The organism is Winogradskyella tangerina (assembly GCF_003260205.1).
In the GTDB taxonomy this organism is placed as follows: Bacteria; Bacteroidota; Bacteroidia; order Flavobacteriales; family Flavobacteriaceae; genus Winogradskyella; species Winogradskyella tangerina.
In genome coordinates, this window is sequence record NZ_QERF01000002.1 from 143,318 (window position 1) to 167,361 (window position 24,044).

Consider the following 24,044-nt stretch of genomic DNA (forward strand, 5'->3'; position numbering starts at 1 on the left):
TTACGGTGAATATTATTGAGTTTACATACAACTTAAGAGATATTGATGCTATGGCTCATAGGGTTTTGGATCATTTAGATACTAAAACCATATTGTTCTATGGTGAAATGGGTAGTGGTAAAACAACATTCATTAATGCTTTATTGCGAGCAATGAATAGTAGTGACATAGCCACAAGTCCAACATTCTCTATTGTGAACGAATATATATTGCCAAATGATAAAATTTATCATTTTGACTTTTACCGTATCGAAAGTATAGAAGAAGCTTATAATTTTGGAGTTGAAGATTACTTCAACAGCGATCATTGGTTATTTATTGAATGGCCAGATCGCGTAAATGATTTGCTTCCAAAAGAAGCGCAATCCATCACTATTACTAGTGTGGACAATAGTACAAGATCCCTCAAATTAACTATAAACAATAAATTATTAACCGAACAGAACGCTATGACAGAACCAAAATTTTGATCTAAATTTTGATCGCATCCCACTGAAGTAAGTATTAGAGTTACGGGAAAACCGTAACTAAAACCTTCAAATTTCTCGGATTTTAACACCAATTGATTTTAGCAGGCTGCTTATACGCCATAAATTTGCTGTAATTAATTAATTAAATCCCTTGAAATTATGAAAGCTAAAAAACTAGTATTGGCAATTGCAATCTTCGGAGGAATGTTATTTACGGTTCAAGCGACTAACATTATCGACTTAGATGGACAAGCAACAACGAAAATCGAAAAGAAGAAGTTTAAAGTTCCAACCAACGGTTAAGACGAGCTTAAAACAAGGTACAATTGTCGCTATTTTATTGGCAATTATTCCTTACTTATTTTCATTATATCAAAGTGTTCCGAGAAGTAAGACTTGGAACACTTTTTTATTTACTTACGATAGTCAGGTATGGGAAGATGCGAACCTTGCAATGTGGATTCTGACAGGTAAGGCTATTCCTTTACTCATTTTATTCCTTTGGTTTTTTACAAACCGTCACTGGTGGTATCACGCGTTATTGGTACCAATCGTTATGTATATTTATCAAATTTTCAGTCTATTCAACGAAGACCAAGGAAATCTTGACGAATCACAGATCATTTACTTATTACCGATCATGGCAGTTGTAATCCCATCAATCTATTTAGTTAGAGCAAAGATCTTTAACAAAATTAATGAAGCCGATAAAACGATGGAAGAGCTCGAAAAAGAATTCATGATTAGGCCAAAATCGTTTTTTGGGAAGGTGAAACAGTATTTTTAGGACTCTTTTTTATTCATTGAGATATTATTCGTAATTTGAAGTTAGATAACTTTAGTCTTGCTTGATTCTGATTTATTATCTTGCAGCGACTAAGTCAATGCACTAACTTAATGAGTAAGTCTTTATCACCATTTACTAAAGCCCAATTATTACCACAAGAAGAAACCTTAGAGATCCTTAAACAAAAAGGTGAACTCTTCATTGGCATACCGAAAGAAACCCATTTTCAGGAAAGACGTGTCTGTTTAACACCCGATGCTGTTTCTGCTTTAACAGCTAACGGACATCGTGTATTATTAGAATCTGGCGCAGGTGAAGGCGCAAATTTTAAAGACAAAGATTACAGTGAGGCTGGTGCTGAAGTATCGAAGGATACAGCAAAGGTGTACTCCTGCCCTATAATTCTTAAAGTTGAACCACCTTCGTTAGATGAAATAGCGCTTATAAATCCGCAAACAATAATTATTTCAGCTCTTCAAATTAAGACCCAAAGTAAGGCCTATTTTGAAGCTTTGGCTAAAAAACGTGTCACTGCCCTAGCATTTGAATATATTAAAGATGAAGACGGTGCCTATCCCGCCGTGAGATCCTTGAGTGAAATCGCAGGGACAGCATCGATCTTGATTGCTTCAGAGCTATTATCAAATGTTAATGGCGGTAATGGGTTAATGATGGGTAATATTAATGGTGTACCTCCTACCGAAGTACTCATTTTAGGAGCAGGAACTGTGGGTGAATTTGCCGCCCGTTCTGCAATTGGACTGGGTGCCAATGTGAAAGTGTTCGATAGTTCTATAACCAAGCTTAGATGTATTCAGAATAATCTAGGCCGCACAATCTATACCTCGACGATGCAGCCTAAAAATCTTTTAAAGGCATTGAAACGTTGCGACGTAGCTATTGGTGCCGTAAGAGGTACTAATCGATCACCAATCGTTGTTACTGAAACTATGGTAGAACATATGAAAGTTGGTTCGGTAATAATTGATGTTAGTATCGATATGGGTGGCTGTTTTGAAACTAGCGAAGTAACAACTCACGATCATCCAACCTTCGAATATAAAGGCGTAACTCACTATTGTGTGCCTAATATTCCGGCAAGATATTCAAGAACCGCTTCAGTGTCAATAAGTAATATCTTTACTCCTTATTTATTAGAAATTGGCGAGTATGGTGGCTTAGAAAATGCCCTTCGATTTGATAGAGGTTTGAAAAATGGGTTGTATTTTTACCACGGCATTTTAACCAATAAATCAGTTGCAGAATGGTTTGGTTTAGATTATAATGATGCCAACTTACTGATATTTTAATTAGCTTATAAGTATGAAATTTACTCAGCGTCTGGCTTATTACCTCAGTGGTTTTGCCATAGGTCTTGTTATATTAATGTTTTTTCTAAACGGTAAAGACGCCTCTTGCGACTATGGCCCTAATGCCAGAACCGTAAAAAATATTAGCTCTAAGCCTATCGCCTATTCTGATGAAGTTTCAGACTTTATAACAAATTATAATTTAGACTCAACTACCGTTAAAAACCTTATAAAATTTGGTAATGTAGACTTTTCTAAGAGCAATATAGAGTTAGATTCTTGTAAGGTTTATCATATCGATAACAGCTATAAAGATAGAGCTATTGAACTGAAGGTAGAAAATTGCGATTCTTTATCGTCTATTCTGAAAATTAACTACCTCAAGTAGCGTACTACTTAATAATTAGCTTCTTTGAAATATCTCTATTGATATCAACCATTTTTACATAGTAGATGCCAGGAACCAGATTACTCACATCGATTTGTCTTGTAGCAGATACGCTAAGATTTTCGTTAGATATCATATCTGAAAATATCAGCTTTCCGGTAATATCATATAGATAAATTCTACTCAAGGCCATTGTACCCTGAAGTCTTATATTAACTTGATCTGTCGCTGGATTAGGATATACCGTAAAATCGAAATCTAATTCTGATCCATCAGTTGGTCCTGGCGGATCATTATTTTCGTCACATTCATCATCAACAAATACTATTACCGAATCCTCGTCGTAATCGAGTTCGTTGAATACGGTAACTGTATATTCGGTTGTTTCTTCAGGTGAAACCTCAATAGATTGTGTTGTTTCACCAGTACTCCATAAATATTCGTCTCCACCTGTCGCAAAAAGTGTTACAAATTCACCTTCACAAATTTCTTTATCATCACCTGCAGAGGCAATTACCGCCGGGATTACATTAACTGTTACTTGTTTCTCGTCGTAACAATCATTTATATAACCTCTTACCTCATAAGTAGTAGTTACTGTAGGACTAACAGCAATATTAGGTTGTGTTGCACCGTTGTTCCATAGGTAAGAATTAGCACCTTCAGCCGAAAGCGTTACGAAATCACCACTCATAATATCAACACTGTCACCATTTAATATAACTACGTTCGGATTAGGATCAACATACACTGTTACATCATCTGTATCCTGTTGACTACCCTGAGTAACAGTAACTGTATATGTACTTGTAGAGATTGGACTCACTGTAATACTCTGTGTGGTTGCACCAGTATTCCATAGATATGAATCTCCTGGCGTAGCAGTTAAAACGATCTCATAGTTATCATTCTCGCATACACGTTCATCTTCACCTGCAGAAACTACTAATACTTCTTCAACTGTAATGGTTACCTGAGCTTGCTCAATACAACTTCCATTTGAAGCTGTTACCGTATAAGTCGTAGTCACCGTTGGACTCACAACGATACTTTCAGTAGTTTCTCCAGTATTCCACACAATCGATTCTGCTGCAATGGTGGTAGCTGTTAAAGTAATACTATCACCATTAAGAATGGTTGTGTCTTCAGTTAAAGTCAGTTCTGGAGATGCTGTAACATCTACAATTACAGAATCTGAATCGGTATATCCGTATGCATCTTCTACGGTTACAGTATAAGTTGTCGTGTTTGATGGTGACACCTCTATTTGAGCGGTTGTTTCACCAGTATTCCAAAGGTAATTTACACCACCTGACGCTGTTAAAGTAATTACTTCACCACTACATATAAATTCATCTGATCCTGCATCAGCAACAACTTCAGGAATGATGGTTACAACAACTTGTTCTATATCTGCACAACCACCAACAGCTGTGGAAATAACTGTATATGTTGTGGTTGCTGTTGGAGTTACAGTTATTGATGATGTTGTTTCACCAGTGCTCCATAAATAGTTATCACCTCCAGTAGCTGTAAGAGTTACAGTTTCTCCCTCTAAGATCGCTACATCAGCGCTGACAGAAATATCAGGGGTTTCGTTTACTGTAACAGTTACACTATCAGTATCCGTATAACCATAGGCATCTTCTACTGTTACTGTGTATGTTGTAGTAACTGTTGGTGATACAATAATTTCTGCTGTTGTTTCACCGTTATCCCATGAGTAGGTGTTCCCACCGGTAGCTATCAAAGTAACATTCTCACCTGCACAAATAGTTACATCATTACCAGCATCGGCAACAACTTCAGGAATTACTGTTACTGTTACTTCTTGTGTATTTGAACAACCATTAGCATTGGTCGATGTTACGGTATACGTTGTTGTTACTAAAGGCGAAACTGTAATGAAAGGTGTAGTCTCTCCTGTACTCCACAAGAAATTATCGCTTCCAGAAACACCAAGCGTTGTTGAATTTCCTTCTACTAGAACAACATCGTCACTTACAATTATTGATGGTATCTCTTCTACTATTACTGTAACGTTATCAGTACTTGAACAATTATTCGAAATGGCTTCAACAGTATAGATAGTATCTTCATTAGGACTTACTTGAATCGATTCGGTAGTTTCGCCATTACTCCACAAATACGTTGTACCACCACTTGCTGTTAGTGTAACTGTTTCTCCTTCACATATAGTTTGATCATCGCCAGCCTCTGCAACTGGAATTGCATTTACAGTCACTATTACACTATCTTCATCAAAGTTACCTTCGTTGTCAAAAACTGTCACTGAATAGGTAGTAGTCGTTGTTGGACTTACTTCAATCGAAGCTGTTGTTTCTCCAGTATCCCATAAAAAGTTTGGTCCACCAGAAGCAGTCAGTGTTATGGTATCGCCCTCGCAGATATCTTGGTCTGGACCAGCATTCGCAACTGGTAAAGTGCTGAAAAAAAAAGTTAATGAAAAATTATCTACTGCTACAACATCGCCAGATGCGCCATTATTGCTATAATAGGTCACTGTAAAATTATAGGTGCCTTCTTCAACGGCATAGGGTTCAAAATCATTACCTACGTGTCCGTTTGGTAAACCTGCATAAATAGCACCGCTTTCAACCCAGATACCACTCGTTGGGCCTGTCCAGATTACTTCAACACTTTCTACATCAGGGTTATTATCTCCACCTTGAGGAATACATCTAAAATTGATATTACTACTTTCATCCGCCAGATTGATTGAATCATCACCTACGATATCTTGAATAATAATATCCGTGTCTGCGTTGAAAAGTTGGTATGTTCCGAAGAAGGTATCAACAACAGTAACTAAAGAACTGGCTGTAAATCCGCCATCATTTGCTGTGAATGTGATTGTAGCTTCGCCTTCATCAATCGCCGAAACTAAACCAGTTGCACTAACTACTGCAATAGATTCATCACTACTCGTCCAGATACCCGTTGTATCCGTTGTGTTAAGAGGAACAAAAGCTGTATTTAATTGGAAATTTTCTCCAAGATCTAAGGTTACAGCATTTGGAGTTAAACTTACTGATTCTAAAGGAATTACAACATTAGTTACTGTTATAAGTGCAGAATCACTTAATCCGCCATCGCTTGTTGTAAATGTGATTGTAGCAGTTCCTTCGGCAACAGGTGTAACTAAACCAGTGTTGTCTACAGTTGCAATAGCTTCATCACTACTGCTCCATGTGCCAGTTTGAAAAGTTGCATTATTTGGAAGAACTTGAGCCGTTAATTGAACTGTATCAGGAATATTTATTGTTGCAGTTTCAGGAGTTACGTCAACACCAGCCACATCAATGATCTGTGCTGAATTAAGATCGATCTCATTTAAGTATTCTTCAACACCTACATATCCACTTGGCCAAACATAACTTGATAGGTCATCATCAGGCTGAAACCCTCTAGAGATCTTCCAAACATCCGGCATTCCATCATTATTAGTATCAAAATCGGCAGGCCTTACATTTTCAGGGATAGTAGGATACGTTAAATTCGCCAAAGGTTCATAAAATGAACCATCGTAAGAATCATTGATGATCATATTTAAATGCTCGGTATCATAGCTATCTCGCATTATATTAATAGAACCATCAGCATTTAATGTCTGAAAAGCACCTACATTTCCGTTGATAATAAGTTCGTTGTAATAATCCTCTGCAGAATTTACTGGGAAACTCGCTCCTAGAAGTGGAAATGGATTTGCCTGAAAAAAACTAGCAGGCACAGGGTCTCCAATAGAATACCCAGATAAATTCGTTCCTGCGAATAATGCCCACATATCACTATCATCAGCCTGTGGAACTTCGCGCTGACCTACAATATAACTACCTGAACTATGTATAGTTCCTGTACTCGTGTTATTGACCTGTAATTGGTGTAGTCTGGCAATTGGCACATTATAATTAGAAAACCAACCAGGTCTGTGTAGTCCTGCTGCAGATCCTTTATAATAATTATTTATGACGTTCGTCTGACCGTCATAAGACCCAATATCTCCTAGTCTAACGAGACGCTGTTTCCAGTTGTAAACCACATTACCAATAATATCTGCTCTTCCATCTCCTTTATAATTAGGGAATCTGTGGGAGATATTACTAAATACGTTATTTATAAAGCTGAAATCACCTTCTTCACCTTTAATACCTATGATTGACCCGGTTTTACTATCCTGAAAGAAGCAATTCTGAATGGTAATATCATCCATTGTATTCACACTGGATGCAAAAGAAGCTGATTCATCATTTCCATGACTAAATGCACAATGATCTATAATGAAATCATTATTTTCCATCATCCAAACGGCATCCTGAGAATATGGCCCTCCTGGTAAGGCTGTATTAACTCTTCTAAAACTGATATAACGTATTATTACATTGTCTACATTTCTAAAACGAAATTCTGAAGTAAGTATCGTAATACCTCCTGGAGGTGCAGTCTGACCTGCGATAGTAATATTATCGAAATTTGGCCCATTAATTACATTGCTAAAACCACCTTGACCAGTAGCGTCAATAACTCCACTAACATCAAACACGATTATTCTTGGTCCTGGTGTTTGAATCGCTTCCTTTAATCCACCTGGTGCATCCCAGTCTAAAGTAGTAACATGGATTACCTGACCTCCTCTACCACCAGTTGAATAGGCTCCAGCACCTTTTGCTGATGGAAAGGCCAATTGTTGCGCACTAATTTGAAATGAAACAAAGAGTGCTAAGAAAATATATAAAAAAGTATTTTTACTAAATAACTTAGTTTTAGGGTTTGGGGCTTTCATAAAATCTTTCTTGCAATTTTTTTGCAACACAAGGCGAATCTAAAAAATAAATTTTCCAAATATTGCTAAAATACCTAATTATTCGATAAAATGCATTTATTTGTAAGTATATATTTACCTTAATGTATTATTAATCAAAAAACAACCTATATACGTACAAAAACTCCGATTAGACGTCGTATTTTAGAAAAAATGACCATTCATCGATATAAAGTGCAAAAATATCTATGAAAAAGCGCTATTTGAAAAAATTAAGGAAGCTTTTATCAACAAGTTATCATTACAGAAAACCATTACAAGAATAAAATTACCTTCTTCTAATCTTAAAGGAAAAAACAGTCATAATGGTATAAAAGAAATATTAGCAGTGTTTTGTGGAAGAATATTATTAAAATTGCATCCATGAATAGAATGCCAAATATATATTCAATCTAAATTTTTTCAAACGGAAATAATGAAGGATAACACAAGAATCTTAAAAGTTGCTATTACAATTGATAGACGATCTTTCTTTAGTTGGCAAAAGGAGGTTGTTGAGCAGATTCAAAAAACCCCTAATATTCAACTCGCTTATGCAATTAGCGACTTAAGTCAAGATCCACCTCAAAAGAATCCTTTATTCTGGAAACTTATTTCAAAATTAGACAATAAGTTATTCAATCCTCATCCATATGCATTAGTAAGTCGAGATTTTGCAAATGAATTTTCTGAATTACCAATTATTGAATTTACAGAGGACGGAACCTCAAAGCAGATTACTGAGCAAGATCTTGATGTGCTTATAGATCTAACAGATTCTGTTGCTTCTAAGAAACTTGCTAAATATGCTAAGTATGGTGTATGGTTCTTAACGCATTGTGATCTCGAAAACGTTAATAAAAAACCAATTGGGATTTGGGAGATGATACAGAAACATCCAAAATCCGTGGCCGTATTAAGATATATCAAAGACGGCATGGATTTCCCTCTAACTATAGACACAACAAGTAGTTGTACTGATATTCTCAGTTTTAAGCGTAATATCAATAGTTTACTTTGGCAATCTCACCTTCTCATTATTAATAATTTACGTCTTCTTTCTATAAATGAGGCTCTTTTTCAAAAAAAGCTAACTTCATTCGAGAGTATATTTTCAAACAAAAATATTACGGTTGAATACGAACCTCCAAAAAATGGTACCATTGTTAAATATGCCTTATCACTATATAGTAAAAAACTGATTCAGCAAATAAGAAGCATTTTTTATTTTAATCAGTGGGCACTTATTTTTTTAAATACGGAGGGTACAAAAGATCCGTTTAATTTAAGCTCGTATATTAAGATTTTACCGCCAAAGGATAGATTTTGGGCTGATCCATTTCTTATTAAAGAAAAGGACAAGTATTATTTATTCATTGAAGAATTAATCTATAAAAATAAACTAGGTCATTTATCAGTTATGGAAATTGCGGCTGATGGTAGTTATAAACAACCGAAGACCATTCTCGTTAAAGACTATCACCTCTCCTATCCCTTTGTCTTTAAGGATAACGGTGATTATTATATGATTCCTGAAACCAGCGGAAATAAGGATATTCAGTTATATAAAGCTAAAAACTTTCCTTTGGAATGGGAACTACATCAAACCTTAATGACAGATGTCGTTGCTGTAGATACCACCATTTACAAAGAAAATGATACCTATTGGATGTTTACCAGTCAAAAAAATCATAAAGGCACCTCAAAGAATGCCGAACTGTTTCTGTATTCGTCAAATACACTTAATTCAACAAATTGGAAGCCTCATCCATTAAATCCAATAGTTAGAAATATTGAAACAGCACGACCTGCAGGAGCTATTTTTCAAAAGGATGGTCAGCTATTTAGGTCATCACAGGTCTGTTCTCATCATTATGGGTATGGTTTAAATATAATTGAGATAACTCAACTTTCATCAACTGAATATGAAGAAAATGTTGAGTTAAGACTCTTGCCAAATTGGGATCAAAAGATCAATGCTGTTCATACCTTTAATAAAGCTGATGATCTTTATATAAGCGATATAAAACTTAAAAGATCACGCTTCTTATAGTTCAATTTTCATAAAAATTAAGGCATTTTAGAGCGTTCATCCTAAAAATGAGACGTTGATATAATAATGGAATCATTTTAATTTATTTTTATCATATTTGTCCAATTCATCATTGGACCCAAATCTCATGATTGTTAAGCAATTAAGAACTTTCTATAAAGCATTTAAGTTAACTCCTTCTTTTCTAATGATTAAAGTGAAAAGAGTTAACCGTGTTTGTTATACTCATATAAATCCCCTGTATTGCTGATGCGTGCTTTTAAAATAGATTACATATCTCAGAATATTAAAAAAGCCTCAAGGAATCCTTTGGTCAGAAATATGATGATCGTTGGTACGGTCACCATGATTATTAAGGCTGTCGCTTTTTACAAGGAGACCATGATTGCAGGCGCATTTGGTCTGTCTGAAATTCTAGATACGTTTTTAATAGCAATGCTAGTGCCTTCATTTATTCAGAGCATATTTATCAATTCTCTGAAAAATATTTTCATACCGAATTATATATCGGATATGAAAAGTGGCGGTCCAAAATCTAGTTTCCAATCAGTTATTTTTCTTATTGCTTTCGGAATTTGTGCTATTTCAGTACTCATAGCATTTTTATCTACAGATGTATTCATCCATTTAATATATCCTGGGCATACGCCCGAATTCTATCAACTGATAAAAGATCAATTGTTCTATGTATTACCATGTTTATTTTTATGGGGATTATCGTCCGTATTGCATGGTCTTCTTGAAATTGAGAATCGATTTCTCGTAGCAACGATACCAGATTTCTTCTCTATTTTAACAATGATTCTCTTTCTTATTTTCTTAAGAGATGAACTCGGTCATATGGTCCTTGCACTAGGAACACTCGCAGGAAGCACGCTTTCTTTTTCAATATTATTGTTTTTCACCATAAAGTATAAGGACTTGTCTTTAAGTAGGCCTGTATTAAATAGTAATGTGAAATTAATGATACGGCAATTACCAGCAAAAGTATCAGCTAGTTTCTTATCAGCCATAAATAATTATGTCGATCAATTTTTTGCAGCTCAATTAATTGCAGGTTCAATTACAGCCATTAGTTACGGTATTAGAATTCCATATTTTGGGATTGCCATTGTCACTATGGCTCTCGGAAGTGTTTTGCTACCACATTTCTCCAGAATGGTTAATGAAGACGTTAAAAGTGCTTATAAGCATCTATTTAAAACCTTAAAAGTTGTATTTATCTCATCGAGTATTTTCGTGATTATTGCCATTTTTATGTCGGATTGGTTGATTGAAGTACTTTTTGAACGCGGTAAATTTACTCATGATGACACATTGAAGGTATCACTAATTCAGAAGATCATTTTTGTACATGTACCATTCTATCTCTGTACATTAATCATAGTGAAATTCTTAACCAGTATCAATAAAAACAGCTTTATGGCATGGATCTCACTTGCAAATTTGATTATTAATCTAGTGCTCAATATAATATTTGTGAAATTCTATGGGGTATATGGTTTAGCAGTCAGTACATCCCTTGTGTTAATTATTAGTAGTTGTTTTTACTTTTGGTATACTAACAACCAATATAAAAAGTTGAAAGGATGAAAATAGATTTTTTAGTCAATTCATTGGTTGCTGGAGGCGCAGAACGTGTCCTTATTCTATTGGCAAATCATTTTGATCAGCAAGGACATGACGTTACAATTATAACTTTTAATGAACCAGAAGTGTTCTCTGCCAATTCAACTGTAAAACGTATTAAATTACATGGTGGCAAGCTTAAAAATCACACATTGAGAAGTATCAGGAATCTGATAAAACTCTATGGTAAAAAAGAAAATAGACCAGATATATTAATGCCTTTTATGACTCAAACTAATTTCATAGGAGGATTAATAGGAAAGATTTATGGTATAAAGGTCGTTTCAGCTGAACATAATAATCACGTCAGAGAGACTGATTTTATTGGTAAATTAGCACGAAAGTATATGTATAGGGTTTCGGATGCCTTAACTGTTTTAACGGCATTTGATTACGAACATTACAAGAAAAAAGGTGTTAACGTGCATATAATGCCAAATCCATGTACGTTTGAAGTATATACTGAAAATGAACGTAATAGGAAGAAAATAATTCTTACTGTTGGTGATCTTAACAGGTATTATCACAAAGGATTCGATAACTTAATTCCGCTTATTGCTCCTGTTCTGAAAAAGAACCCTGAATGGACATTGAAATTTGTTGGCGGTGGCGATGACGGAACAAAACTGTTGAAAGATTTGACCAAAGAATATCAAATTGAGGATCAGGTAGTTTTTGAAGGGTATTCAACAAGAGTTGGAGAATTGATGATCGAATCTGAAATCTATGTGATGCCATCTCGAACGGAAGGTCTTCCAATGGTACTGATTGAGGCATTTTGTAAAGGAATGGCATGTATAGCCTTCGATTGTGTTACAGGACCATCTGAAATTATTGATCACAATGTAAATGGATTACTTATTGAAGATCAGAATTTTGATGCAATGGCCGAAGGATTAGATCAACTGATGAATGATGAAGATTTGAGAATACGTCTTTCAAAAGAAGGTGTAAATTCCTTAGATAGATTCAAAATTGAAACCATTTATAAAAATTACTTAGATATTTTTGACGGTATATTAAAAAAATGAAATTAAAGGTATTAACACATATTTGCTTTCTATTACCTTTTGCTATTACGGTTTTTAATTTTCAAGTAATAGTAACAAAAACCGTTTCTTTCGTATTAGCACAGTTAATTGCGTACGGAAATCTTGCACTTATTTTTCTTGGTATTGCCCTCATAATGAAGAAAAGAGGTAGCTTTTCTAGTACCGCAAAACTTTGGATCATTTTTTACATCATGTATTTTGTGATTGCCATGGTAGCGAGTGTAATTCATTATAACCCGGCTGTAATCCTTGAAAATATAATTCCGCTTTTATATGTAATTGGATTCTATATTTATTTAAGTGTTCCTGAAAACAGAAAGGTTTTCAAAATAACCGCCATATGGGCTTTTACCTTTTCGGTATTTTTAGGTATTCATTTTTATAACACCAATTTCGATCTAGATCGTGGTGGATTTTATGCTTATATCGATAGAGCCGGAGGTGTTTATGGTGATGCAAATAATGCAGCATTAGCAGCAATTATTGCCTTTATTTTGGTTTATAAATTATACAATCCAAAAACTTTATTATTTAAAGGCATAAAGATCATTTTCTTAGCCATAATCCTGAATGGTTTGTTTATTACCTTTTCTAATACAGGCTTTATGGTTTTTATCGTCTGTTTTGTATCAATCAATTACAAATTTTTTAAAGGTCTTAGATTGGTATTAGGTGTGGCACTTATTCCAGTTCTTTGGGTCATAATGGCAAATCTCAATACCATAACTGCGGATATGAATCTTGTTGGACAACAACGCGACAAGATCAATAATCTTGTAAATATAGCCACGTTTAATACCGATAAAGTAGACGATTCAGGTCGAAATGAGTTGGTTACCAATTTGTTGCATAATTACGTTTACAAAAATCCAATATTTGGAAACGGTATTAACTTTGCCGCTTCTCAAAGAGGACATAATACAATTATTGGAGTTTGGGCTGACGCCGGAATATTTGCCTTGTTATTCTTCTTATTTATGCTTTTGCGATATTTCATTCAAGCATTTCGAAGTCCTCCCGAGATACGGTTTTTTGTACTTCCCATTTTACTTACCATGTGTATTTTTATGCTCAGTTTACAAAGTGTAATTAACCAACCATATTTGATGGCCATGTTCATCTATTTAGGCTATTTAATTGATTTTAAAGATGTATCAGAAGTGTCTAAAGAAGAGTTGACACCAGCTATCGAATAAAAATACTTTGATTAATTTACTGTTTTGATTATGTGCTGATTAAAGGAATAGATTAACTCAAAACTAGATCAATTTTTAATTTAAAATCGCAATACTGCAGATAGAAGTAATAAAATACCACTTTAAAGAATAATTTTGATTTTTTAGTTTAGTTAAAACATATTTACGGTTCGAAATTGTGAGTAATCACGATAGCGACCCAAATTTAACCATATATGCTATTTAATTCGTTAGAATTTTTTGTATTTCTTCCAATAGTCTTCGCACTATATTGGCTTATTGGTAGCAAAAACATTAAGGCGCAGAATCTTCTTATTGCCATATCCAGTTATGTCTTTTATGGTTGGTGGGATTGGCGCTTTCTCTCACTCATTTTATTTAGCTCCTTAGTTGATTATTCCATCGGAAGAGCCCTAGGTAAAACTGACGTAAAAGCCAAACGAAAAACACTATTATGGATAAGTATTGGTGTAAACCTCGGATTTTTAGGTTTTTTTAAATACTACAACTTTTTCATCGATAGTTTAGTAAATTCATTTACTTTCTTCGGTCAAGAATTAAGTATAAACACTCTTAATATTATTCTTCCGGTAGGTATTAGTTTCTATACCTTCCAGACCTTGAGTTACACCATTGATGTGTACAATAAGAAATTAGAGCCTACCAAAAACTTTGTTGGTTTTATGGCGTTTGTGAGTTTCTTTCCGCAGTTAGTTGCTGGTCCAATTGAAAGAGCCACTAACCTACTACCTCAGTTTTCAGTACAACGTAATTTTGATTATGCCAGAGCTGTAGATGGGCTGCGTCAAGTACTTTGGGGACTATTCAAAAAAGTAGTCATTGCCGATAACTGTGCTAAGTATGCCAACATGATCTTTAACAATCATACCGAATATAACGGAAGCACCTTACTATTGGGAGCATTTTTCTTTGCGTTCCAAATCTATGGGGATTTCTCAGGGTATTCTGATATTGCGATTGGAATTTCAAGATTGTTTGGCTTTAACCTAAAACGAAATTTTGCTTTTCCATACTTCTCAAGAGACATTGCCGAGTTCTGGAGACGCTGGCATATTTCACTCTCAACATGGTTTAGAGACTACTTATATATCCCACTTGGCGGAAGTCGTGGAGGTACAAAAATGAAGGTGCGCAATACCTTTATTATATTTATTGTTAGTGGTTTTTGGCATGGAGCTAACTGGACATTCATAGTCTGGGGTGCCTTAAACGCTATATATTTCCTTCCCTTATTGCTAGCCAATAAGAATAGAGTAAACACCAACCTGGTAGCTGAGGGTCGCTATTTACCAAACCTAAAAGAACTAGGCCAAATGGCCATTACCTTCTTTATTACGCTTATTGCATGGGTGTTCTTTAGAGCCGATAACGTTGGGCATGCTATTGATTATCTCGGAGGAACTTTTAACGCCTCATTATTTAGTTGGGTGGAGATTTTCCCAACTACCATATTAGCACTATTAGCCTTGTTCCTCGTAATTGAATGGCTAGGAAGAAGTTATGAATATGCTATTGAAAATTTAGACTTTATGAAACGCCCTGTACGCTGGAGTTTTTATATTGCATTAATTGTACTCATGTTTGCTTTCACTGGTGAAGAGCAAGAATTTATATATTTCCAATTCTAAGCATGAAACGATTTATAAAACATATCACCATTTTTTCCTTTCTTGCGCTAATTGCAGGAGAAATCGTTGTGCGATTAACGCATGCAATGTCTGATATTCCTCAACGTACAATTGACAACTACGGTATTCAAAAATACATTCCTAATCAAGACGGATACTGGAAAGGTGGCGACCATAAGTGGCTAATTAATGAAATGGGTTGGCCTGGAGAATTACCAGAACGTTTTGACGACCTTATATTGGTCATTGGCGATTCATATATTGAAAACTTCATGAATCCTAATGAATGTCATCAATCAGTATATTTGAAAGAGCAAATTCCCGATCATAACTTTATGGAGGCCGCACGTTCTGGTGTATCCTTGATTGAGGCTATGGAAATTCATAAGCAATTAGATTCTCTACAACCAAAGCATACCCTCATCTATGTGAATGATTTCGATTTTTTTGAGAGTATTGTCGAAGTAAAGCCTATGAGTGACATTACGCAAATGAGTCTCACAAACAACGAAATAGTATATGGTAAAATGAAGGCACCAGTGTCTAAAAAAATACTATATAATTGGAAACTCTTGTATTATTTCTATAATCGATTCCCTATTAATTTATCTTTCGGAAAAGAGAAACCCAAAAAAATAGAAAATGAAAAGTCCGATTCTTCTGAATTACAATCAAAGGATGAAGTTTTTAAACTAATAGACCATATTGCTGCCAATTATAACCTTGAAGGGAAATCTCTTGTATTTCACCCCAATTCAAATCAACTCATAATTGAAAAATGCATGGCGGCCGGATTTGATACCATAATACTCGATTCGAGCAATGATAAGGATTGGACCTTTGATTACGATAGTCACTGGACTTGCTACGGACACAAAAAAGTTGCAGAACAAGTTTCTAAAGCATTAAAAGATAATATATTACTCAATTAAAAATAATGAGTAAGCCATCCAAGATAAAGATATTATTCATTTTGCCCTCATTAAGTGCTGGCGGTGCAGAACGCGTAATATCGTTTGTTTCACAAAATATAGATGCAGAGAAATTTCACCCTAAATTATTAGTTGCCGGATTTGAAAAAGACTCTGTTTATGAGGTGACAAATGTAGATGTTGAATATTTGAATAAGCCCAGAATAATATCTGCACTTCCTTCAATTGTTAAGCAAATTAGGGCCTTTAAACCTGACATAGTGGTAAGTTCAATCGCTCATGTCAATCAGGCCATGGCTTTACTATCACCATTTTTTAGAAGAACAAAATTCATAGGACGTGAAGCCACGGTTTTAGGGAAGCGTAAAAACGAGAAAAAATCCAGAAAATGGTCTTTAGCGCATTTGCTACCTAATGGATTTGAGAAATTAGACGCTATTATTTGTCAATCCCGTGATATGGCCGACGACATGGCTGAAAATTTCAATATTTCACGTGAAAAACTTCATGTAATTAATAATCCTATTTCAAATCTTCCTAAAGTTAAAATTAAATCAGAACAAAGTGAACCAAAAAAGTTTATTACTGTAGGAAGACTAACGGAAGTTAAGGGGCATTTAAGACTTTTAGATATCCTTTCAAAATTCAAGAAGCCATTCACCTATACGATCATAGGCGACGGGCAATTGAAAGATAAAATATTTCAAAGAGCAGAAGAGTTAGGAATAATAAATCAAATAAAACATATTCCATTTACTAATAAAGTGAATGATTACTTAGCCGAACATGATGTGTTTTTACAAGGATCTTACGTAGAAGGCTTTCCTAATGCACTGCTAGAAAGCTGTGTGGTCGGAACGCCAGTATTAGCATTTGAAGCCCCAGGAGGGACAAAAGAAATTGTAGAAAACTCTGTAAATGGTTATATGGTTAAGACTGAAGACGAATATTTAAACACACTGAAAACAGATTTTAATATGAATCCTGAAGATGTCAGGGAATCCGTTTATAAGAAATTCAACAAGGAAATGATCATTCATCAATATGAGGCATTATTTCAAAACATCTTGAATAATTAATAATGAGACTTGGTATACTTATATACTCTCTATCTGGTGGTGGCGCTGAACGCGTGGTGTCTTATCTGGTTACCTATTGTATTCAGAACAATATTGATGTGCATTTGATATTAATGAATCCAGGGATTAAGTATGATATCCCTGAAGAAACTAAAATTCACTACATCGAGAAGTCAAATCCACAAGAAAGCGGTATAATTAAGGCTTTAAAAATTCCGTTCTTAGCCTATAAATATGCCAAATTGGTAAAGAAGCTCGAACTGACACATAGCCTAAGCTTTCTAACACGCCCTTCATTTGTAAATGTACTTTCAAGAAAATTCACCAAACACAATTATAAAGTTATAACTAATGAGCGTGCTTTTCCTAGCCTACAATACAGTTATAAAGGATTCCAATCGACTTTCAACAAAAAGATGATCAAATCCCTTTATAAAAAATCGGAAATGGTAATTTCTAATTCCTATGGAAATGCTGGTGATTTGGTGAATAATTTCGAAGTCCCTTCGCAAAAAATGCACGTGATTCATAACCCGATTGATTTAGAAAAGATCAATGATATAGCGCCAGTTGAGGACTTCTTTGATTCTTCAAAATTTAACATGGTCACCTTGGGGCGATTAGATATTGGAAAGAATCACACTATGTTGATCAAGGCATTACATAAGCTTCAGAATCCACAGCTTAGACTATACATTTTAGGTTCTGGTGATATGCAAGATGAACTTGAAAATCTAGTTAATAAACTTGATGTTAATTCGCAAGTAAGGTTCCTTGGATTTGATCCTAATCCCTATAAATACTTAAAGTCAGCTGATCTATTTGTGTTTGGCTCTAATCATGAAGGCTTTCCAAATGTATTATTAGAAGCCATGGCTTGTGGTCTTCCAATATTATCAACGAATTGCCAATCCGGGCCTAGTGAAATTATGGAGCTCAAGCAACCAAAGGACAATGACATAATGCTTACGGATTATGGGATTTTGACGCCTATAAAACATGTCGATTCCATGGCTAAAGGAATGGACTATTTTATTAAAAACAAACGCTTTGTTGAGGCATGCATTAAGAACGGGCAAAACCGAATTAAAGACTTCGAAAAGAACAGTATTTTAAAAGAATATATAGACTTAATTTCTTAAGTTATACTGTTTTCATACTACCTCAATAATCCTCTAAAAGGCCACAAAAAGAATACAATTAGTTTAACAAAAAATGGCTTGATCGATTTGAGGTATGCACTTAATGGTATTTTCAAAAATTTAGACGATCTAAGCATTACGTAGATCATTTTTAAAAAAAACACTGGGGCCGTGAAAAAATATTTGTTGAAGAACCAATTTAAATGTCCTATGCCGTTTAATACTGTACCATGAGCACTTCTCGAAGTCATAGGTGTATTCATAATAGAACCTTCTACATCAACATGATAAATTCTAAGAATTTTATTAGTACATTTTGTAATAAATCCACTTCGGGCAACTGTACTCCAAATTATACTTTCAGGTGTAAAGCCAATGTTTAGCATTTCAGGATTAATTTCAATATCTCTTAAAACATCGGTTTTGGTCCAACCCCACTTCTCACCTATAATCTGATTCTTTATTTTAGCTTCGAACGTATGGCAATAAAATGGATCTTCAGGAAATTCTGTACCTACTAAATTACCATGCTGATCTTCGCATAATGCTGTTACAGCGGCAACTTTTTGCTTCATATTATCGTCAAGACTTTCGTACTCATCATTAAATACTTGCAATGCATGAGGATAACACTGGTCATCACCATCGAATGTTAGTAAGAATTCGCCTTGAGCTAAACCTATCGATTGAATGAAACAACTCATTTTGTGTTTATTCACCTTGTTGTTTACATAATTAATGTTCAATGGTGAGGTCTCTACAATTTTACTAATAACCTCATGAGAATTATCTGTAGACGCATCGTTAATGACTAGCCATTCAAAATCCTTGTAGGTCTGGTTCAATAGAGATTCGTGTACTTTACCTATTGAGTTTTCACAATTAAAAACAGGAGTAAAAACAGTAAATCTGTACTTGTAGTCTCTAGGTCCCTTCGCTTTATAAACGGGCAATAAATCCTTGAAAATGAGAGTATTCATAGTAGTGAATTATAATAGATTTAAGGTTATCAAGTTGAAAAATATCTGTTCGAACGCTAATTCCCAATAAAAATAGATGAAATAATAAAAAAACAGTTAGCTGGCTTATTTTCAGAATTGAATTCCACTAAAAAACCAGGTTGATTTAAATCCAGTAATTGAAAAATTCATATAGAATATATTTAGATATTAACAACGTGAATAAATGCTTTTAATCGTCTTTATTTGGGCAGTCACTAAATATTGATGCATATTTAACCCGTTGATAATGTGTCCCAAACTCTATAAGACATTAAATTGAAACTGTAATTTTATTACTTTACAATTTTTGCCTATGAAACCTAAATTATGGTCAACTGCACTAAGTAAATTTTGTGTGCACTTTTCTCTGCAAAAATGTACGTGGTTATCTTTAAGTGAAAAAAGTAGCCTTAGATCTTGCAACGATTACTCAATTTTTTTCTTATTTATAACGGGGACTTTTATCACTGGGTATTATTATATAGGAATGCCTCAAATTAAATATATATTAGATTATGTGCGGAATTAATGGCATAATTACAAAGACCAATAAAAAAGAGAACGAAATATCTTCTCTCCTTAACAACATGAATGACCTTATCATTCATCGCGGACCAGATGAGGATGGTGTATTTTCAGAAGAAAATAAGGACTTCTCTGTTGGTATGGCTATGAGAAGACTTTCGATCATTGATTTATCCTCTGGGCAACAACCGATTTTCACAGATGATAAACAGATCGTTATCGTATTTAATGGTGAGATTTACAATTACAGACAATTAAAGGCAAAACTAGAGAACGAAGGCGTTACTTTCAATACCTCTAGTGATACAGAAGTGATTTTGAAAGCCTACGAAAAATATGGTGTGGAGTCCTTTGAATGGCTAGATGGTATGTATGGCTTCAGTATTTATGATAAAAAGATAAACAAGCTGTTTATTGCTCGTGATTTCTTCGGTGAAAAGCCCTTGTATTACATGGATACGGAGAAAGCGTTTATATGGGCCTCAGAATTGAAGTCTATCATTAAAACCATCGATTTTACGCCAAATATTTCGAAAAAAGGATTAAATCTGTATTTCAGACTTACCTACATTCCTGCACCACACACCATTTACGAAGGTATCCGCAAGCTTGAGGCAAATCATTACATAGAATATGATCTGAGTACACATCAGACACAAATTCACAAGATCAACGCTGAACCCAAACCAAAAACCGTAAATATCTCTTTTGAAGATGCTAAGGCAAAAACCAAGGATATGGTTTATAATAGTGTGGATAGTAGATCTATTGCTGATGTAGGGTTAGGTACATTTTTATCTGGAGGTGTAGATTCATCCATTATTTCTCTGTGTTTATCGCAGACAACAGATAAAAAGATCGATACCTTCTCCATCGGATTTAAAAAGGCATCCTATGACGAAACGGATAAATCGCGCGTGGTTGCGGACATGATTAACAGTAACCATCACGAATTTGTTATAGATGAAGACGACCTAAAAAATAATATCCATGATATTCTGGTAAATTTTGATGAGCCATTCTCTGATAGTGCTGCTTTACCTACTCACCTCCTATCTGAAAAGACTAGAGAGCACGTAACCGTTGCACTAACTGGTGATGGTGGTGATGAAGTTTTCGGTGGATATAACAAATACTACATTGGTAAAATGAACAAACGCTATAAGAGCATTGTTCCTAAGGCCATTCATAACTCTGTTTTAAAATTGAGTCAGAAATTCTTAGTGGATAAAGATGATGCCAGAGGACGAAAGTTTCAAGTAAATCGATTGCTTCATGCCATAAATTATGACGGTGATTTTTACTGGGACATCATCTCACTTGCTAATACAAGTAAGCAACTTTCTGAAATAATGCAGCCAGAATATTTTGAATCGAACATATTTCAAGAATACAAAGACATTATCGGCAAACAAAAGATTGAATCACTTACCGATTATAGATTAGTAGATAAAATATGTAGTCTTGAAGGTGGTATGCTAGCAAAAGTAGATAGAACCAGTATGATGACATCTCTAGAATGTAGAGCGCCATTCTTGAATAGAGAGCTCTGGGAATTCACTAACACCTTACCTGAAAGTTATTTGATGAAAGGTTGGAATAAAAAGCACATTCTAAAAGAAGCCTTTAAAGATCAGTTTCCTGATGAATTTTTAGAGAAAAGCAAGAGTGGATTTGGCAGCCCTACTGGCGATTGGCTAAGACAAAGCTTAAGAAAAGAACTTGAAAGTTATATAGAACCCGAAATGCTAAAAACGCAAGGAATTTTTAATGTTGAGGTAATTACCAAACTTGTAAAGGATCATTTAGATAGCAAGAAAGACAGCACCTTTAGGGTGTGGTCGTATTACTGCTTTCAAAAATGGTACAAATACAATTTCCTTAAACAGAACTAAACAATTATGGATAAAAAGCGAATATTAATTATAGCATCATTTGATGGATCCTTAATTAGGTTTAGAGGAGATTTTATTAAAAGTCTCATCAGTAATGGTTTTGAGGTCTTTGCTGCTGCGCCAAGTTATGCAGACCAGCATCGTAAGGAGATCGAAGAAATGGGTGCCACTCCAATTGAATTTAACCTTCAGAGAACAGGCTTAAATCCAATGAAGGATATGGACTCCATAAAAGAATTGAAGAAAATTATCAAAGACCATAATATCGATTTGGTTTTTCCATATACCGTAAAACCTGTAATCTATGGTTCTATGGCAGCTAATAGCTGTAAAGTCCCTGTTATTTCGTTGATTACGGGCTTGGGATATACCTTCACGGGTGCTTCTAAAAAAGCTAAATTGCTTCAAAAGTTTAATGAACGCTTATACAAGCTATCTATTCGAAAAAATAGAGTTATTGTATTTCAAAATAAAGATGATCATCAATTATTGGTAGACCGAAAGGTCATTTCAAAAGATCAAAAAGTGGCCTTCGTAAGTGGATCTGGAGTTAATCTGAATCAGTTCACATTTAAAGAAAAAGATCCTAAAGATAAGGTGAGTTTCTTATTTATTGCTAGGCTGATCAAGGAAAAAGGTGTGGCTTTATACTTGGAAGCATCAAAGGTTCTGAAGGAAAAATATCCTGAGGCTGAATTCCATTTGATTGGTGCAACCGAAACCTCGCCCTCTGCTATCAGCGAAGAAGAATTAAAGGAATTGCACGAGAAAGGAACGATCATTTTTCATGGTAAACAGAAAAATGTTGAAGAGCATTTACATAAAACATCAGTATTTGTATTACCAAGCTATTATCGCGAAGGTTTACCCAGAACAACCTTAGAAGCTTGTGCTTGTGGAAATCCTATAATCACTACAGATTCTGTAGGATGTAGAGAATCTGTAAAAGAAGGTTATAATGGCTTTTTAATTGAACCAAAAAATCTTGAAGCTCTAGTTAAAGCCATGGAATATTTCATTCTAAATCCTCAAAAGGTGAAAGAAATGGGTAAAAATAGTAGAACGTACGCCGAAGAGCGCTTCGATGTGAATATAATTAATAGAGATTTAGTTAATATCATAAATCAAGAATTGAATTGAGATTGATTCAAGAACATACAGATAAATTAATCATTGCCTTGGTCTTATTACTGATCACTGGCATTGTCAGCACTTATCTCAATTTAGGCGCTATATCTGTTGTTGCTAGTGTCGTATTACCTTTATTATTTGTTCTGAATGTATTGGTGGCAATTTATGCCATCTTTAAGCGAAGGTATATCTACTGTATTGGTATAATCGCCTTCTTGTTTTGCTTTAAATTCTTTTTTCAAATTTCCTCAAATGAAACCGCTGAGGATTCTATAAGCCTATTATCGTATAACGTTAGATCTTTCGACAATGAAGATAAAGCTGTAGCAGGTGGTATTTTAAGGTTTATTGATTCTATAAATCCAGATATTTTATTGCTGCAAGAATCTGCCTATAAAGTAGCAAGAAACATAGATGGTTTCGATCATCATTTCTTGGGTTTTAGAGAAGGAATTGAAAAAACCCTTTTAGATATTTATTCTAAATACCCTATCGTCAATAAAGGCTTTGTAGATTTTCCTGAATCAAAGAACAATGCGATCTATACAGATCTTAAAATAGAGAATGACACTATTAGAGTTTATAATATTCATTTGCAATCTTTCGCCTTTACCTTCGGAAATACTGATGATATATCAGGAAAATTTTCAAATACCTTAAACAAGCAGATTGAACAAGCTCAAATTATAAAGGAACATTCAGAAAATTGGAATGGTAAGGTAATTATTGGCGGTGACCTAAACGCAACGCAATTCGGGAAACCTTACCGAATAATTGCACAATCGCTTAATGATTCATTTATAAAAAAAGGGAATGGACTTGGCACTACTTTTAGTCTGAAGGGCTATCCATTACGCTTAGACTATGCCTTTACAGACAAGACATTAAACATTAATCAACATAAGAATATAAATTTAGATCTATCAGATCATCAACCCATATTAATTAAATTTAAGATTCCCAAAATATCAAGATCTTAATGTGTA

General features: G+C 34.6%; 17 protein-coding genes. 15 read left to right on the top strand and 2 right to left on the bottom strand.

Going from position 1 to position 24,044, the window contains the following annotated elements; genetic code table 11:
• Positions 1-5 precede the first annotated feature (5 nt).
• From tsaE to DDY94_RS03390, 4 genes are all read left to right on the top strand, one after another.
• Entirely contained in the window at positions 6-470 is a 465-nt protein-coding gene (gene tsaE / locus DDY94_RS03375; RefSeq protein WP_111682637.1) for a tRNA (adenosine(37)-N6)-threonylcarbamoyltransferase complex ATPase subunit type 1 TsaE, read from the top strand.
• A 244-nt stretch (positions 471-714) separates the two neighbouring features.
• On the top strand, positions 715-1,257 hold the full coding sequence (locus DDY94_RS03380) for a hypothetical protein (protein ID WP_111682638.1): 543 nt from the start codon (positions 715-717) through the stop codon (positions 1,255-1,257).
• Between the two features lie 110 nt (positions 1,258-1,367).
• The gene (locus DDY94_RS03385) at positions 1,368-2,567 is read left to right on the top strand and encodes an alanine dehydrogenase (RefSeq protein ID WP_111682639.1); all 1,200 of its coding nucleotides are present in this window, start codon (positions 1,368-1,370) and stop codon (positions 2,565-2,567) included.
• Positions 2,568-2,580: 13 nt separating this feature from the next.
• Positions 2,581-2,955: a hypothetical protein gene (locus DDY94_RS03390; RefSeq protein WP_111682640.1), complete on the top strand. Its 375-nt coding sequence runs from the start codon at positions 2,581-2,583 to the stop codon at positions 2,953-2,955.
• A 4-nt stretch (positions 2,956-2,959) separates the two neighbouring features.
• Here DDY94_RS03390 and DDY94_RS03395 read toward each other — a convergent pair whose 3' ends face one another.
• The gene (locus DDY94_RS03395; RefSeq protein ID WP_111682641.1) at positions 2,960-7,756 is read right to left on the bottom strand and encodes an Ig-like domain-containing protein; all 4,797 of its coding nucleotides are present in this window, start codon (positions 7,754-7,756) and stop codon (positions 2,960-2,962) included.
• A 454-nt stretch (positions 7,757-8,210) separates the two neighbouring features.
• Between DDY94_RS03395 and DDY94_RS03400 the strand changes: the two genes are divergently transcribed.
• The 8 genes from DDY94_RS03400 to DDY94_RS03435 all read left to right on the top strand — a co-directional run bounded on the left by DDY94_RS03400 (position 8,211) and on the right by DDY94_RS03435 (position 18,506).
• Positions 8,211-9,827 (top strand): glucosamine inositolphosphorylceramide transferase family protein, encoded by a 1,617-nt coding sequence (locus DDY94_RS03400; RefSeq protein WP_111682642.1) that lies wholly within the window; start codon positions 8,211-8,213, stop codon positions 9,825-9,827.
• 249 nt (positions 9,828-10,076) lie between these two features.
• Positions 10,077-11,420 carry a murein biosynthesis integral membrane protein MurJ gene (gene murJ / locus DDY94_RS03405; RefSeq protein WP_111682643.1) on the top strand — a complete coding sequence of 448 codons (1,344 nt, stop codon included), beginning with the start codon at positions 10,077-10,079 and terminating at the stop codon, positions 11,418-11,420.
• Positions 11,417-12,487: a glycosyltransferase family 4 protein gene (locus tag DDY94_RS03410; RefSeq protein ID WP_111682644.1), complete on the top strand. Its 1,071-nt coding sequence runs from the start codon at positions 11,417-11,419 to the stop codon at positions 12,485-12,487. The genes murJ and DDY94_RS03410 overlap by 4 nt, the downstream gene beginning before the upstream one ends.
• Positions 12,484-13,704: a hypothetical protein gene (locus DDY94_RS03415; protein ID WP_111682645.1), complete on the top strand. Its 1,221-nt coding sequence runs from the start codon at positions 12,484-12,486 to the stop codon at positions 13,702-13,704. The genes DDY94_RS03410 and DDY94_RS03415 overlap by 4 nt, the downstream gene beginning before the upstream one ends.
• A gap of 215 nt (positions 13,705-13,919) precedes the next feature.
• Positions 13,920-15,353, top strand: coding sequence for an MBOAT family O-acyltransferase (locus tag DDY94_RS03420; protein ID WP_111682646.1), 1,434 nt, complete (start codon positions 13,920-13,922; stop codon positions 15,351-15,353).
• Positions 15,354-15,355: 2 nt separating this feature from the next.
• The gene (locus DDY94_RS03425) at positions 15,356-16,285 is read left to right on the top strand and encodes a hypothetical protein (protein WP_111682647.1); all 930 of its coding nucleotides are present in this window, start codon (positions 15,356-15,358) and stop codon (positions 16,283-16,285) included.
• A 5-nt stretch (positions 16,286-16,290) separates the two neighbouring features.
• Positions 16,291-17,364 (top strand): glycosyltransferase, encoded by a 1,074-nt coding sequence (locus DDY94_RS03430; RefSeq protein ID WP_111682648.1) that lies wholly within the window; start codon positions 16,291-16,293, stop codon positions 17,362-17,364.
• 2 nt (positions 17,365-17,366) lie between these two features.
• Complete coding sequence (locus tag DDY94_RS03435; RefSeq protein ID WP_111682649.1) at positions 17,367-18,506, top strand: glycosyltransferase; 1,140 nt, start codon at positions 17,367-17,369, stop codon at positions 18,504-18,506.
• Positions 18,507-18,523: 17 nt separating this feature from the next.
• Here DDY94_RS03435 and DDY94_RS03440 read toward each other — a convergent pair whose 3' ends face one another.
• Positions 18,524-19,486 carry a glycosyltransferase family 2 protein gene (locus DDY94_RS03440; protein ID WP_111682650.1) on the bottom strand — a complete coding sequence of 321 codons (963 nt, stop codon included), beginning with the start codon at positions 19,484-19,486 and terminating at the stop codon, positions 18,524-18,526.
• Positions 19,487-20,022: 536 nt separating this feature from the next.
• Between DDY94_RS03440 and asnB the strand changes: the two genes are divergently transcribed.
• Genes asnB through DDY94_RS03455 form a run of 3 tightly spaced genes read left to right on the top strand, consistent with a single transcriptional unit; the run spans position 20,023 to position 24,038 of the window.
• Positions 20,023-21,927, top strand: a complete 1,905-nt coding sequence (asnB, locus tag DDY94_RS03445; RefSeq protein WP_111682651.1) for an asparagine synthase (glutamine-hydrolyzing) — start codon at positions 20,023-20,025, stop codon at positions 21,925-21,927.
• A gap of 6 nt (positions 21,928-21,933) precedes the next feature.
• Complete coding sequence (locus tag DDY94_RS03450) at positions 21,934-23,067, top strand: glycosyltransferase family 4 protein (protein WP_111682652.1); 1,134 nt, start codon at positions 21,934-21,936, stop codon at positions 23,065-23,067.
• Complete coding sequence (locus DDY94_RS03455; RefSeq protein ID WP_157957231.1) at positions 23,064-24,038, top strand: endonuclease/exonuclease/phosphatase family protein; 975 nt, start codon at positions 23,064-23,066, stop codon at positions 24,036-24,038. The genes DDY94_RS03450 and DDY94_RS03455 overlap by 4 nt, the downstream gene beginning before the upstream one ends.
• Positions 24,039-24,044: the final 6 nt, after the last annotated feature.

Bases quoted from the DNA above. Each gene is read 5' to 3' on its own strand.
- DDY94_RS03430 (WP_111682648.1), top strand. From the start codon at position 16,291: ATGAGTAAGCCATCCAAGATAAAGATATTATTCATTTTGCCCTCATTA.
- DDY94_RS03380 (WP_111682638.1), top strand. From the start codon at position 715: ATGGACAAGCAACAACGAAAATCGAAAAGAAGAAGTTTAAAGTTCCAA.
- DDY94_RS03395 (WP_111682641.1), bottom strand. From the start codon at position 7,756: ATGAAAGCCCCAAACCCTAAAACTAAGTTATTTAGTAAAAATACTTTT.
- asnB (WP_111682651.1), top strand. From the start codon at position 20,023: ATGTGCGGAATTAATGGCATAATTACAAAGACCAATAAAAAAGAGAAC.
- DDY94_RS03400 (WP_111682642.1), top strand. From the start codon at position 8,211: ATGAAGGATAACACAAGAATCTTAAAAGTTGCTATTACAATTGATAGA.
- DDY94_RS03435 (WP_111682649.1), top strand. From the start codon at position 17,367: ATGAGACTTGGTATACTTATATACTCTCTATCTGGTGGTGGCGCTGAA.
- DDY94_RS03415 (WP_111682645.1), top strand. From the start codon at position 12,484: ATGAAATTAAAGGTATTAACACATATTTGCTTTCTATTACCTTTTGCT.
- DDY94_RS03420 (WP_111682646.1), top strand. From the start codon at position 13,920: ATGCTATTTAATTCGTTAGAATTTTTTGTATTTCTTCCAATAGTCTTC.
- DDY94_RS03440 (WP_111682650.1), bottom strand. From the start codon at position 19,486: ATGAATACTCTCATTTTCAAGGATTTATTGCCCGTTTATAAAGCGAAG.
- DDY94_RS03410 (WP_111682644.1), top strand. From the start codon at position 11,417: ATGAAAATAGATTTTTTAGTCAATTCATTGGTTGCTGGAGGCGCAGAA.
- DDY94_RS03425 (WP_111682647.1), top strand. From the start codon at position 15,356: ATGAAACGATTTATAAAACATATCACCATTTTTTCCTTTCTTGCGCTA.
- DDY94_RS03385 (WP_111682639.1), top strand. From the start codon at position 1,368: ATGAGTAAGTCTTTATCACCATTTACTAAAGCCCAATTATTACCACAA.
- murJ (WP_111682643.1), top strand. From the start codon at position 10,077: ATGCGTGCTTTTAAAATAGATTACATATCTCAGAATATTAAAAAAGCC.
- DDY94_RS03450 (WP_111682652.1), top strand. From the start codon at position 21,934: ATGGATAAAAAGCGAATATTAATTATAGCATCATTTGATGGATCCTTA.
- DDY94_RS03390 (WP_111682640.1), top strand. From the start codon at position 2,581: ATGAAATTTACTCAGCGTCTGGCTTATTACCTCAGTGGTTTTGCCATA.